The 13,870-nt window shown below is 60.3% G+C and carries 12 protein-coding genes and 1 pseudogene; 5 read left to right on the forward strand and 8 right to left on the reverse strand.

The window, feature by feature from the left end; genetic code table 11:
- Positions 1–147 precede the first annotated feature (147 nt).
- Complete coding sequence (locus BS629_RS13405; protein WP_018245994.1) at positions 148–1,686, reverse strand: FAD-dependent monooxygenase; 1,539 nt, start codon at positions 1,684–1,686, stop codon at positions 148–150.
- Positions 1,687–1,753: 67 nt separating this feature from the next.
- On the opposite strand from BS629_RS13405, the gene BS629_RS13410 reads away from it, so the two are divergent.
- Positions 1,754–2,407, forward strand: a complete 654-nt coding sequence (locus BS629_RS13410; RefSeq protein WP_164903070.1) for a TetR/AcrR family transcriptional regulator — start codon at positions 1,754–1,756, stop codon at positions 2,405–2,407.
- 18 nt (positions 2,408–2,425) lie between these two features.
- Here the strand turns inward: BS629_RS13410 and BS629_RS39715 are convergent.
- The 7 genes and pseudogenes from BS629_RS39715 to BS629_RS13440 form a co-directional block, all read right to left on the reverse strand.
- Positions 2,426–2,574 (reverse strand): annotated as a pseudogene (locus BS629_RS39715) (sugar ABC transporter ATP-binding protein); the annotation flags it as partial.
- Between the two features lie 3 nt (positions 2,575–2,577).
- Positions 2,578–3,327, reverse strand: coding sequence for a ribonuclease activity regulator RraA (locus BS629_RS13415; protein WP_018245997.1), 750 nt, complete (start codon positions 3,325–3,327; stop codon positions 2,578–2,580).
- A 20-nt stretch (positions 3,328–3,347) separates the two neighbouring features.
- On the reverse strand, positions 3,348–4,511 hold the full coding sequence (locus BS629_RS13420) for a mandelate racemase/muconate lactonizing enzyme family protein (RefSeq protein WP_018245998.1): 1,164 nt from the start codon (positions 4,509–4,511) through the stop codon (positions 3,348–3,350).
- 33 nt (positions 4,512–4,544) lie between these two features.
- Complete coding sequence (locus tag BS629_RS13425; RefSeq protein ID WP_018245999.1) at positions 4,545–5,642, reverse strand: ABC transporter ATP-binding protein; 1,098 nt, start codon at positions 5,640–5,642, stop codon at positions 4,545–4,547.
- A gap of 10 nt (positions 5,643–5,652) precedes the next feature.
- Positions 5,653–6,543, reverse strand: coding sequence for a carbohydrate ABC transporter permease (locus BS629_RS13430; protein WP_018246000.1), 891 nt, complete (start codon positions 6,541–6,543; stop codon positions 5,653–5,655).
- A complete protein-coding gene (locus BS629_RS13435; RefSeq protein WP_018246001.1) occupies positions 6,540–7,499 on the reverse strand; it encodes a carbohydrate ABC transporter permease in 960 nt (319 codons plus the stop codon). The genes BS629_RS13430 and BS629_RS13435 overlap by 4 nt, the downstream gene beginning before the upstream one ends.
- Positions 7,500–7,574: 75 nt before the next feature.
- Positions 7,575–9,053, reverse strand: a complete 1,479-nt coding sequence (locus BS629_RS13440) for an ABC transporter substrate-binding protein (RefSeq protein ID WP_018246002.1) — start codon at positions 9,051–9,053, stop codon at positions 7,575–7,577.
- A 209-nt stretch (positions 9,054–9,262) separates the two neighbouring features.
- Between BS629_RS13440 and BS629_RS13445 the strand changes: the two genes are divergently transcribed.
- The 4 genes from BS629_RS13445 to BS629_RS13460 all read left to right on the forward strand — a co-directional run bounded on the left by BS629_RS13445 (position 9,263) and on the right by BS629_RS13460 (position 13,837).
- The gene (locus BS629_RS13445) at positions 9,263–9,973 is read left to right on the forward strand and encodes a GntR family transcriptional regulator (RefSeq protein WP_018246003.1); all 711 of its coding nucleotides are present in this window, start codon (positions 9,263–9,265) and stop codon (positions 9,971–9,973) included.
- 53 nt (positions 9,974–10,026) lie between these two features.
- On the forward strand, positions 10,027–11,193 hold the full coding sequence (locus BS629_RS13450; RefSeq protein WP_077988274.1) for a mandelate racemase/muconate lactonizing enzyme family protein: 1,167 nt from the start codon (positions 10,027–10,029) through the stop codon (positions 11,191–11,193).
- A gap of 68 nt (positions 11,194–11,261) precedes the next feature.
- Complete coding sequence (locus BS629_RS13455; protein ID WP_018246005.1) at positions 11,262–12,623, forward strand: mandelate racemase/muconate lactonizing enzyme family protein; 1,362 nt, start codon at positions 11,262–11,264, stop codon at positions 12,621–12,623.
- Positions 12,624–12,640: 17 nt separating this feature from the next.
- Positions 12,641–13,837, forward strand: coding sequence for a mandelate racemase/muconate lactonizing enzyme family protein (locus tag BS629_RS13460; RefSeq protein WP_018246006.1), 1,197 nt, complete (start codon positions 12,641–12,643; stop codon positions 13,835–13,837).
- Positions 13,838–13,870 lie beyond the last annotated feature (33 nt).

Genomic DNA, 13,870 nt, shown 5'->3' on the forward strand with positions numbered 1-13,870 from the left:
AGGCGCCGGCATCGACACCTCTCAGCCAGCAAAGATAACGTCCTCAGGAGACCAGGGATATCGTGCCGGGGATCGGCGAGATCGCCATCTTGCCCGAAAATGCGGCTCGGCCAGCCCCACTCGAACCTCGAACTGCGGCAGAAATGATCACTGTCCGGATCGCTGCATAGACCCATCATCTCGCGTTGGCGTGAACCAGCCACCGAGCGTTTCCTCCAATCCGTCCGTATTGTTCTCTTCGCCGATCCAAGCAATGCAAGCGTCGGGACGGATCAGCATCGAGGGGCCCCGATCGACGGCGACGCAACGTATCCTCTGCTTGCTGGCTGCAACGAGCCTGGACGCCGTCCGCTCAGGCGAGGCGTCGAGAAGAACGCCCATGCCATCCTGCATCAGATCATAGAGCGAGACGGCGGCATCGCCGTCGCTAATCGACCTGTCGCCGATCAGCCGCCCGACCTCGTCCAGCTCCGAGCCGAGATCGTAGCGGGTGGAAAGGCCGCTCATCATCTCGCCGATGAACCGGTTGACGTTGTCGAATTGCATGAGGTTCGCCACGATGTCCCGCATCGCACCCGCCTGTGGATCGGGCCGCAGGATGGCGACCTGGGCACGGGTGTTGGCTAGAACGGCTTCGGCGACGGGTCGCCGCTCGGCCGTGTAGGTATCGAGCAGGCTTTCCGGCATGTCGCCGCGAATGACCGCCGCGAGCTTCCAGCCGAGATTTGCAGCATCCACCAGCCCGAGGCTCAAGCCCTGACCACCAAACGGCGAATGGACATGCGCCGCATCGCCGGCAAGCAGCACCCTGCCGCGGCGGTAGCTATCGGCAAGCCGGGTGTTGTCAGTCCATCGGCTGCCGCTTTCGAGCGCTTTCACGCGGACATCCGTGCCGCTGATGCGGCGCAGTACGGCTTCGATCTCCTCAGCTGTGACCGGCGCTTGCCGATCTTCAGGCGGACCGCTGAAGTCGAGCATGAACAGTCGACCGGGGAAGGGCCAGTAGGAAAATACGCCACCCGATGTGCGATTCCAGCCAATCGGCAGCAGGCGTTCGGGATGATCGATCTCGGCGACGGCCTGGTAGAACGTCAGGCTTGGGGCTGTGCCGGGGAACTCAAAGCCGGCCATCTTGCGGATGAGGCTACGCCCGCCGTCGCATCCAACGAGGTAGGAGCAGCCGATTTGGCCTGCGCCTGTCGGAGCTCTCAACTCCACGTCAATGCCGTCCGCCTGCTGCACGAAGCCGGTAACGTCAAAGGCGCGGCGCACCTCGATCCCAAGAGCGCGGGCGCGATCGGCCAGCATGGCTTCGAGGCTAGGTTGATCCACTGCGTGAGCACGCCGTTCCGGCTCTTTCTGCGCGTCCTTTCGGATAAGAGGCAGGCCAGCGAAATGACCGCTGAATTTGGACGACCGGCCACGCAGCTCCGCCCCGGCCTGCTCGGCGAACTGCTTCATCGCCGCGAGGCTCTGCGCTTCCGCGGCGGCGATGGCCGCAGCCATCCCACGACGCTGGAGTGCCTCGCTTCCAAGCGGCCCGAGCGACATTGCCTTCATGGCCATACTGGCCGACGCCAGACGCTCCAGCACGAGGACGCGCACGCCTGACAAAGTCAGCTCGATGGCGGTCAGGAGTCCGACCGGTCCTGCGCCCACAACAACAACATCAACTTGTTTTTCCATCTCACATTCCATATACTGGATATCAATATGTACTCAGTACATAAATAAATGCGCAATCAGAGACAACATGTCAATGCCATCGGACTCAATGCCACCGGACCGGCGATCCCGTAAGCGCCTCGCCACGCGACAAGGCATCTCCAACGTCGCCACGCGCCTCTTCCTGGAGCGGGGCTTCGATCATGTGACGGTCGATGAGATCGCGGCAGCCGCCGATGTCGGACGGATGACGGTGTTCAATCACTTTCCCCGCAAGGAGGACATGTTCTTCGATCGCGACGAGGAGGGTCGCGAGATGCTGCGCGAAGCTCTGCGGCAGCGCCATCCCAGCGTCTCTCCGATCGAGACGTTACGTCTGCTCGCTCATCATCTGGTTGCGGAGGAGAGCCCTTACCTCCGATTTACTGCTAGGAGCCAAAGCTTCATCGAGACGATCGAGGCCAGCGACACCCTCAAGGCTCGGGCGAGGGCAATTCGCGACGAGATCGCCCACGTCGTCGCGGTGGCGCTATCCGAAGGCGTCGGCCGAAAACCTGATGATCCTGATGCCCATCTGGCGGCCGGTATTCTCCTGGCGACGTGGACCGTGGGCTTTATCCAGGCTCACCGGACCTTTCGGCAGAGGCAAGATACAGAGGAAGCAAAAGCCGTCTTTCTCGCCGCTGTAGATAAGGGAACTACCGGCCTGAACGCTGCTCTGGCAGGCACACCTTATGCCTGAGCAATCACCCTCTGGTGGGGCCGGAATGCCCGTCTCCGCAATGTTGAGGTCTTCCGGGCGGATGCCGCAAGTGCGCGCCGCGCTTTGGCTCAATTGCGGCGGAAACGGCAGCGAACACCGCCGTCGATACGGAAGCCGCCGTCGCTGATGCCACCCTCGAAGAGGTTAGGCTAACTTCGGTTCTCCAAGCGGTTTGTTTTGCGCCACTCTTCGTACTCTCCGCGGGCATCGTCATGCAGCGGATAGTAGCGCTGTAACGACCCGCCCTCCATAAGCTTCACTCGGGAGAACTCCTCCCAATCGTGATGCTTTTGCGACTCTTCGATTACCTTCGAGGCCATTGCGACTGGAAGCACCACCACCCCGTCGTCGTCGGCGACGATGATGTCTCCGGGGATGACCGTGACACCGCCGCAGGCAATCGGAACGTTGACGGCATTGGGATAGATGCTGGTCTGCACATGGTAGTTGGGAGTCCAGCCACGCAGCCATAGGGGGAGATCTAGCTTGTCGACATTGGGCCGATCGCGCATGCACCCGTCGATTACGATGCCAGCGCCGCCTCTGCCTTTAAAATACGTCGACATCATATCGCCAAAGACACCCGAGCTCATGTCGCCGCGCGCGTCGACCACGACCACATCGCCCTCCTGCGCGTGATAGAGCACGTGCCTGTGCAACTGCGTCTCCGGATCGGCATATTCTCCCTCGGTGAAGAGGTCCGGCCGCTGCGGCATGAACTGGAGAGTCAGCGCCGGCCCGACAATCGACTTCCCGCGGTTCTGCGGCACGGGACCGACCATGTGCGGATTGCGGAAGCCCATGTGGCCAAGCGTGCCGGCAACCGTCGCGGCGCCGATTTCCTTCAGTGCGTCGATCAGCTCTTTGGGCGGTCGCGTAATGTCGGGAGTATGGGTCATTTTAGACTCCGGTGGATGAACTACCAGTTCGTAACAGAACCGTCGCGGCGCTTCAGGTGAGGCGCTTCCCAGAAACGAAAGCTCTCGGCCTTGACCGCCTCTTCGTTGACCTCGACGCCGAGCCCCGGCAGATCGCTGACCGGATAGTCGGGGCCGTCGAGCCGTGGTTGCACGGGGAAGAAGTCGGAATTGTCGAAGCCCAGCTTTGTTTCGGGCACCCTGGTCTCGAGCCAGGCGAAATTCGGCACCGCGGCGGCGAGATGGATGGTCGCGGCCGTGCAGATTGGGCCAAGGGGATTGTGCGGCATCAGGTCCACATAGTGCGCCTCGCTCCAGCCAGCTACCTTCATCGCTTCAGTGAGCCCGCCAACATTGCAAACATCGAGCCGGTTGAACTGATGGATGCCGCGCTCGATGTAGGGCAGGAACTGCCACTTGCTGGCAAATTCCTCGCCGATGGCAAACGGGATGTCGGTCATCGTGCGCAGGGATTCGTAGGCCTCCGGTGTCTCGTCTCGTATCGGCTCCTCGAGGAAATCAAGCACGCCACGGCCGAGCTTGTTGCAGAAGCTCGCCGCCTCTGCCACCGAAAGCCGATGATGATAGTCGATGCCGAGGACGACGTCGTCGCCCAGCGCCTCGCGCGCCTTGTTCAGCATGCTTGCTGTAGCGCCGATCGATTCGCGCGGCTCAAAGATGTCCTTGCTGTTTTGCCCGATGGGAAAGAAGCGGATCGTCTGCCACCCCTGTGCGCGTAGTTCGCGGGCTCGTTCGATGGCAACATCGCCCTCGGCCTCGTCACCGGTCGAGGCGAAGGTAGGAATGCGGTCGCGCTGCTTGCCGCCCAACAGATCGTAGGCCGGCACCCCCAGCGCCTTGCCCTTGATGTCATGAAGGGCAATGTCGATGGCGGAAATTGCCGCCTGCAGAACGCGCCCGCCTTCGAAGTATTGGCTGCGATAAACTTCTTGCCAGATCCGACCAATCTGCATCGGGTCGCGGCCGATGAGAAACTCGCGATAGTGCTCGATCGCGCCGGCCACGGCCTTCTCGCGACCGCTCAAGCCGCTCTCGCCCCATCCGAAGATGCCGTTGTCGGTCTCGACCTTGACGAGCATCTGGTTGCGCGTTCCTACCCATACTGGATAGGGCTTGATCGCGGTGATTTTAAGCTTCGTAGTCATCCCCACCCTCGTTCCAGACGCATCGGCTCTGTCTCAGTTGGCCTTGAGGGCCATTTCTGTTTCGCCGTCGAACAGATGCATCCGCTCCTGGTCAAACTCGAGCCAAATCGGCTCGTCGGGCGCAACGGCAATGGTCGGCGGCACGCTGACGTTGACGATGGCGCCAGACAGGAACGCCTGTACGAAGGTGACGTCGCCGGTCGGCTCCACCGTGTAGGCCTTGGCAGGAATGCTTCCTGGCACCGCACTCTTATGCAGCTTGATCGTCGAGTGACGTGCGCCGAGCACGACTTTCTTGGTGGTTGCCCTCGCGACCTTCTGGGCGTTGTGTGGCGAGAGCTCGAGGCGCCAGCCCTCCGCGCTGGTCAACACTGTATTGCCGCTTGCCGTTGATGCCTCCAGCGGAACAAGGCTCATCGCCGGGCTGCCGATGAAGCTGGCGACGAACATGTTCACCGGATGGGCAAAGACCTGCGCCGGTGAATCGTATTGCTGCAGGTAGCCGCCGTTCATCACCGCCATCCTGTCGGCCATGGTCACAGCTTCGAGTTGGTCGTGCGTCACATAGATGATCGTTGCCTTGAGGTCCTGGTGGAAGCGCTTGATCTCCGACCGCATCTGCACGCGCAGCTTCGCGTCGAGGTTGGAGAGTGGTTCGTCCATCAGGAATACCGCCGGATCTCGAACGAGGGCGCGGCCCAAGGCCACACGCTGCTGTTGCCCGCCCGAAAGTTCGCGCGGCTTGCGCTCGAGCAGTTGCGTCATGTCGAGCACTCGCGCTGCTTCCTTGACCTTCCTGTCGATCTCGTCCCTTGGCAGTTTGCGCATCTGCAGCGGGAACGCCAGGTTTTTATAGACCGATTTTTGCGGATAGAGCGCGTAATTCTGGAACACCATTGCGATGTCCCGGTCCTTGGGGTCGAGGTCGTTGACCACCCGGTCCCCGATGACGATGTCGCCCGATGTGATGGGGATCAGCCCCGCTACAAGATTGAGCGTGGTTGTTTTGCCGCAGCCTGAAGGGCCGACGAGCGCAACGAATTCGCCGTCATTGACCGTCAGCGAAACATCGTTGACAGCTTTGAAGCTGCCATAGGTCTTGACAAGATCTTTGAGGACCACGTGGGCCACCGGCAACTCCCTAGTGCTTAACGGCGCCTTCTGTCAGGGCGCGTACGAAGTATCGTTGCAGGACGAGGAACAGGACCACGACGGGCACGCTCATCATAAAGCTGGCCGCCATCAGGCCCGGAAAGTCCGTCGTATTTTCCGAGAAGAAGCGCTGGATACCGACCGGCAGTGTCAACTGGTCGTTCTTGGAGAGGAACGTGTAGGCGTAGATGTACTCGTTCCACGCGCCGATGAAGGAATAGATCGCCGTGGCGATGATTCCTGGCGCCGAGAGCGGCATCACGATCAGGACAAAGGCCTGGAACCGCGTCGCTCCGTCGATGCGCGCCGCCTGCTCGAGCTGCACCGGGATGTTGTCGTAGAAGCCCTTGAGGAGCCAGATTGCCAGCGGCAGGCCGAATGTGAGGTAGGTGAGAATGAGCGATCCATGCGTGTTCACCAGCCCGATCGCGCGCATCAGGATGAAGAGCGGCACGAGAAAGATCACAGCCGGAAACATATTGCGAAGCAAGACGGCGAAGAACAGAAAGTTCCGGCCCGGGAAGGTGAAGCGCGAAAACGCGTAGGCCGCAGGAACCGCCACGATCACCGAAAGGATGGTCGTGGCAGTGGAGACGAAAAGGCTGTTCCAGAAGAAACGAAGGAAGTCCTGGCCGACGCTGTTTTGCGGATCGAGCAGCTTCTGGTAGCTGTCAAGGGTGGGTTGGTCAGGCCACCATTGCGGCGGGAATTGCATGGCCGCGAAGCCGGACTTGATCGAGGTGATCAGCATCCAGACCATCGGCAACGCGGTGTAAAGCAGCATGAACGCGAGGAAGATGCGTCCGCCCCACCGCCATCCGTCGATGCGCATACGGCGACGGGCCTGGCCTCGAGGAGCAGTCTCGGCAATCGTGTTCATGCGGTCCCATCCTTCCGCTCGTTGCCGCTTAGAGCACGGACGTAGAAGTAGCCGAGCGACATCAGGATCAGGAACAGCAGCACCGAATAGGCCGATGCCACCCCCCAGCGCTGGCGGCCGAAGGCGAGCTCATAGATGTGAGTGATCCAGATATGCGATGCGTTCGACGGCCCGCCGCCGGTCATGATCCAGGGGATGATGAATGAATTGAAGTTGGCCACTGCCAGCAGAAGGATCGTCACCGTCGAGACGTTTCTCAAATGCGGGAAGGTGACGTGCCAAAACCGCTGCCATGCATTGGCTCCGTCGACTCTTGCGGCGCGCAGCAACTGATCGGGAACCGTCTGCAGGCCAGCCATCATCATGATCATGGCAAACGGAAACTCCCGCCAGATATTGACGACGATCAGGGAGGGCAGCACTGTGCTGACGCTGTCGATGAAATTCGGCGGCCTGTCGGCCAATCCGAGGCCGACCAGCACCGCGCCGATAATCCCAAAGTCTGAATGGTAGATCCACTTCCAGATATAGGACGCGGCGACCGCGCTGATGACCCAGGGAATGATCAGGATCGCCCGCAGGATGCCGCGGCCGACAAAGTCGCGATGAAGCGCCAGGGCGCAGGCAAACCCCAGGACAAATGAGATGAAAGTGGATCCCAATGTCCAGATCAGAGTGTTCGAGGTGACCTTCCAGAACACCGGACTTGTGAGGATGGCGGTGTAGTTGCCGAGGCCGATGAAAATCTTGTCCCGGAGCTGCAGGCCAGGCGGCGTATTAAAGAACGACAGCTCGATCGTGTAGTAAATCGGATAGGCTATGACGATGAGCATCACGGCGATCGCAGGGAGCACGTACGCGTAGTCGGCGCGATGCTCCCAAATCTTTCGCAGCACACCGGACCTATCGGGTTGCAGTCTCCGGCTAGCCTCTGCCTTGCCGATCAAGATCGTCACCGTGGCGTGCCCTTATTCTTCGGAACAACCGGCCGCACTCTTGGCGCAGCCGGTCAGATCGTGGTCAGGCTTGGTCTAGAGTCCGCCGTCCATCAGGTCTTTTACCTTCTTGGCCGCGTCGTCCGCTGCTTGGTCGACGGTCATGGCTCCGGTCAGGGCATTCTGCAGCATGTCCGGGACGATGATATTCATGATCTCGGGGGACTGCGGCAGCGCCGGGAACGGGATGCCGTATGGCAGCATCGAGGTCGTGACATCAAGGAACTTGATGTTCTCCAGACGCTCCTTCATCCATTTGGTCTTGAAGCCGTTAAGGTTTCCCGGGTTCGAGCCGGCATAGGCCATCTTCAGCGACCATTCAGGGCTCGTCCACATGCAGATGATAGCCTTTGCGGCCGGCTCGTCTACCTTGCCGCCCTCGACATATTCGGGCTTCAGGATGTGAATGTTCGAGCCGCCAAACACGACAGCACGCTTGCCGTCGGGGCCAGTCGGAATCAGGCCGTAACGCATGTTGTCGATGACGGTCTGCGCCTTGTCCTTGTCGGTAGCCGTCGCCTTTTTCTGCAGGTCGAGCATAACGTTGTAGTCGGACGGGTGCGAGATCATCATGCCGAGCTGGCCACCGAGGAAGAGGGGCTGGTTGTCGGCCTGCTGGTTGGTGAGCGCCGAAACCGGAACCGACTTGTCGCGAACATACATATCGTACGAGGCTTGCAGCGCCGCCTTGCTCTGCGGGCTATTGAGCTCGACCTGCTTATAGGTCGGGCTCGCGGTAGCTTCGTCGAAGACGCCTCCGCCATAGGCCCACAGCTGCGGCATGAAGCGATACGGCGTATTGCCGGCATTCTTGCGAGCCACGAGGCCGTAACCGGCAATGCCGAGCTTGTCGTGGATCTGCTTGGAATACTTGACGACGTCGTCCCAGGTTGCCGGAGCCTTGTCCGGATCCAGGCCTGCACGCTTGAAGATGTCGGCGTTCCAGATGAACGCCATCGTCTCGTTGTTGGTTGGAATGCCGTAGGTCACATCCTCCCAGGTCACGGCCTTCATTGCGCCGGGCCAGAAGTCCTCGGTCGAATACCCAACATCCTCGGGTTTGAGCGGCTGCAGATAGCCCTTTGAGGCGAACTCGGTGCCACCCAGGATTTGCAGGCGGACCGCCATGGGCGCTGCATTACCCAAGAGCGCGGTCCGGAACTTGTCCAGAAGGTCGTTATAGGTGAGGGCTTGTTCCTCAAGCTGGATGTTTGGATAGGTTTTGCGGAAGGTCTCGAAGAACTCCTTGTAATACTGGCGCAGGAGGTCGGGGTCGCCCTCGAACACGCCCTGATACCAGAAAGTCAGTCGCCCCTTGTAGTCGAGCGGCGTGACCTTGGCGCAATCGCCCGCCGTGTCAAAATCCTGCGTGCCGGCAATGGAGCGGACATATTCCGGCGACCACTTGCTCAAGTCGACCGGCGCACCCAGCGCCGACGCGGACATCAGCGATACCATCAAAGCAGTGGAGACAGTGCCGCGCAGGACGGCACCGCCGAGTGAAATCCTCGTCATAAGGTATCCTCCAGGTTCTCCCATGCCGCTCTGCATCGAGGCGAGCGGTCTTTGCTCATCGGCCGCGGGACGCTTTCAGCCAATGTATCCCTTCGATATTTTTATACATTTTCAGATCGCGAATTGCCTGTCAACTAGACAAATCGTACATTGTTTATAGCAATCTCGCGTGATAACGAGATCAATGTGTGTATTGATTGGGGACAGCCTTGGCCGAAACAAGCGATTTTAAAGCAAAGCCCCCCGAAGGGATCGACGCTCTCGGGGCCTCCAGCGAGGGCGCCTCGCTGTATCAACTGATCAGGGAAGACATCATCGAAGGGCGGCTGGCTGCCAACGAGCGGCTTGTGGTCACCGATCTCGCCCGGCGCCACGGCACCTCAACCAACCCGGTGCGCGAGGCTCTGCAACTGTTGCGCGGGGAAGGCTTTGTCACCCTCGTTCCCAACCGCGGAGCACGCGTGCGGCCCATAGATCAGGATTTTGTTCGGGACATCTACGAGATCGGAGTCTTGATCGAGCCGGCACTGACGCGATGGTTCGTGAATATGGCCACCGTCGAGGACATTGCTGAACTCGAACGCATCCAAGGCCTGATTGAAGAAAACGACTTCGCCGACACGTTGAGACATAGCGAGTTGGACACCGCCTTTCACACCGTAATGTACCAAAAGCACTACAACCGCCATGCCGCCGAGCTTTGGTGGAAGCATCGCGAAGTGCTTCGAGCCGTGAGCCGGCGCTTCAACTTCACGCTCGCCCGGCGTGCCGCGATCCTTAGCGAGCATCGTGAGCTCATCGCACATGTAAAAGCGGGAAATGCGAACGAGGCAGCCGAACTCATTGCACGCCATGTCGAGGGTTCCGGCCGGCACATCCTCGAACACATGCGTGCGCGTAACGCCGCTCGGGCAGGATAGAATACGCAGTCTGGAATATCGTTATCCCGACCACGTCAGTAAAGGCAGTTGAGATGAAAATCACCAGCGTTCGGCCGTGGCCAATCAGATCCGATGCTTCCTATTGGGGAGAGTTTCTGTTCGTCGAAGTGACGACCGACGAGGGGGTGAGCGGCTGGGGCGAGATCACCACCACGACAAGGCTCGCCAATCGCGCACTCTGCACGATCCTGCGGCAGATCGGTGCCGCTGTAACAGGCGAGGACCCGGCGCGTATTGAGTATCTGTGGCACAAGATATTCCGCAGCTTCACCTATATGGGCAGTCGCGGCGCCGCAGTCGAATGCGTAAGCGCCATCGACATAGCCCTTTGGGACATCCGCGGCAAAGTTCTTGGTAAGCCGATTTACGAGCTGTTGGGCGGACCGGTACGCGATGAAATCGCGCTCTACACCCATCCCAACCAGGCCAAATTCACCAGCAAGGAGGCTGTGGTCCGCGAAATTAGAGACATCGTCGAGTCCGGCCACACTGCGCTCAAGTTCGATCCTTTCCCCCACCAGGGCCGCACAGCCGATGGACAGTCCCGCGAGCAGCGGGACGGCTACCTCGATGGCAGCATGACCCGCAAGGATGAGCGCGAAGCCGCCGAACTCACGGCTCTGATCCGCGAAACGGCGGGCTCTAATGTCGACATCCTCATCGATGCGCATGGCCGCTTCGACGTTCCCACCGCCATTCGCCTCTGCCGGAGCCTCGAGGAAGCCGGTCAGATCGACTGGTTCGAGGAGCCTTGTCCGCCCGAGAGCCTCAATGCCCTCAAGCAGGTCCGTGAGAAGGTCAGTGCCGCTATCTCGTGGGGCGAGCGCGGCCACACGAAGTGGGATTTCGTGCCGGTGCTCGAAAACAAGCTCGCTGACTACATCATGCCTGATGTCACCTGGACCGGCGGCATTACCGAACTCAAGAAGATTTCGGCCCTATGCGAAGCCTACTACATCCCGGTCTCGCCGCATGACGCCGCAGGGCCGATCAACGTGGTTGCTGGAGCGCAGGTGATGATGACCGTTCCTAACTTCTACAAACTCGAAACGTCGGAGTGGAATCTCGGCAAATACGATCACCTCATCGACAGACCACTCGATGTTTCGAACGGCAGCCTCAAGCTTACGCCGAAGGCTGGTCTCGGCGTTGAGATGAACCGCGACTACCTTCAAAACCACGAGATAGAGCTGGACTAGCTAGCAACGCTCTGCGCCGCCTCAGCATGCGCGACGACGAGCCCCGCCGACCAGAACGAGGATAAATCATGCCAGAGGCAGATGGAGCCGACGAGGCGCTCAATCGGGTGAACACGCATTCCAAGCCATCCGACCTTCGGATCACCGACATGCGGGTAGCCGAAATTGTCGGCGCGCCGTTCACTTCAGCGCTGCTCAAGATTTACACCAACCAGGGCATCGTCGGGCTTGGCGAGGTGCGCGACGGCGCCAGCGCCACCTACGCGCTGATGCTGAAGAGCCGGTTGCTTGGCGAGAACCCTTGCAACATCGACCGACTGTTTCGCCGGATCAAGCAGTTCGGCGGGCACGGCCGGCAAGGCGGCGGCGTATCGGCCGTCGAAATCGCGTTGTGGGATCTTGCCGGCAAGGCCTATGGCGTCCCCATCTACCAGATGCTCGGCGGCCGGTTTCGGGAGAAAGTGCGCGTCTACTGCGACACCGACGCCACCGTGCCGAGCGGCACCGAGACCGGCAGGCGCCTCAAGCAACGCATGGAGCTCGGGTTCACCTTCCTCAAGATGGATCTGGGGCTGATGCAGATCGCGGATGTGCCCGGTGCGGTCGTGTCTCCTGCCGGCTCACTTGAAGGGTACCGCAACCACCCCGGCCGCGGCCCGCTGAAGACCATTGAAGAGCGGCGCCTCCGCAACGCTGCGTACGATTTGCATAACGTCCCACACCCGTTTACCGGCCTGCACTTTTCCGACAAGGGCCTCGACTTCCTTGAGCAATACATTGCCGAGGTTCGTGAGGTCATCGGCATGGATATTCCGCTCGCCATAGACCACATCGGCCACATCTCAGTGCAGAACGGCATTCGCCTTGCCAGGCGAATTGAAAAATACGTGCCAGCCTGGCTCGAGGATGTGATCCCATGGCAGTACACTGAGCAGTACCGACAACTGCAGGACGCCACTACGGTGCCGATCTGCACCGGTGAGGACATATACCTCAAGGAAGGCTTCGAGCCTCTGCTCAAGAGCGGCGGCATCTCCGTTATCCACCCAGACCTGCTCACCAGCGGGGGCATCCTCGAGACCAAGAAGATCGGAGATATGGCGCAGGACCGTGGTGTCGCCATGGCCATCCACATGGCAGAAAGTCCAATCGCCGCAATGGCCGCGGCACATGTGGCGACCGCGACTGAAAACTTCATGGCGCTCGAATACCACTCTGTCGATGTCGACTGGTGGGACGATATCGTCACCGGCCTTCCCAAGCCGCTCGTGAAGGACGGCTTTATCACTGTTCCGGACAAGCCGGGCCTGGGGATTGACGACGTCGTCGACGAGGTGATCTCGCAGCATCTGCAGCCGGGTGTCACCGGCATCTGGCAGCCCACGGATCACTGGGACGATGAGTATTCCTGGGATCGCACCTGGAGCTGAGGCGAAAAGGAACGAAGATGAAGATCACCGATCTCCGCTGCGCCGTTATCGGCAAACACCCGATCGTCCGCATCGTAACCGACGAAGGCCTCCATGGCTTGGGCGAAGTCGAGTTCACCAAATCCTACCTCAAGCCCTGGGTACTGCATTTCCGCGAGGCGCTGATCGGCGAGGACCCGACTGACGTCGAGAGAGTCATGCTGAAGATCCGTCAACGCGGCTCTTTCAAGCCGTACGGCGCGGCGGTAAGCGCTATCGAGCATGCGCTGTGGGATATTGCCGGCAAGGCCGCGGGCGTGCCCGTCTATAAACTGCTGGGCGGCAAGGTGCGCGACAAGGTGCGCGTCTACAACGGCTCGATCCGCCGGCAACGCACGGGCGACCGGCCGGAGGATTACGCCGCTGACGTCAAATGGATGATGGAGCAGCCGCAGAACTTCTTCATGATCAAGCAAGGAATCTCGTTCCACTCCAACATGAAGGACACCATTGAGGGCTTCCACTACGGCGTGACGCAGAAGGCCGGCTATCACGGTGCCATGGATCAGGGCGTGATCAGCGAGCGCGGTTTCAATCACATGCTCGACTGCGTGATCGCGATGAAGGAAGTGCTGGGCGACAAAGTCAGCCTGGCGCTCGACTGCGGTCCGGGCTGGATGCTGCCCGATGCGATCAAGTTCGCTCGCGCGGTCGAGAAGTACAATTTGATGTGGCTCGAGGACATGCTGACTGGCGACTATGTGCCGTGGGTCAATCCGCAGGCCTATCGGGAACTGACAACCTCCACCTCCACGCCAATCCACACTGGTGAGCAGATCTACCTGCGGCACAATTTCAAGGAACTGATCGAGACGCAGGCGGTGCGCGTCATCGGCCCAGATCCAGCCGATATTGGCGGTATTGCCGAACTCAAATGGGTCGCCGAGCACGCCTACATGCACTCGATCCTGATGGCACCGCACGGGGTCGCCAACGGCCTGCTAGGCCTCGGCGCGTTGATCAATGTCTGCGCCACCTTGCCCGCAAATTACATCGCGTTCGAATATCCGAGCGCCAGCGACCCCTGGTGGGAGGATCTGGTCGTCGGCTTGCCACCGCAGATCGTGAAGGACAGTATGGTGGACCTGCTGGAAGCGCCGGGGCTGGGCCTCGATATCGACGCCGAAGCGGCCAGGAGATATCTCAGGGAAGAGGATGCGGGCTTCTTCGACTGAACCTCCCTCCTCACGCCAACAATACCGTGTCGC

Source organism: Rhizobium leguminosarum bv. viciae USDA 2370, assembly GCF_002008365.1.
Lineage (GTDB): Bacteria > Pseudomonadota > Alphaproteobacteria > Rhizobiales > Rhizobiaceae > Rhizobium > Rhizobium leguminosarum.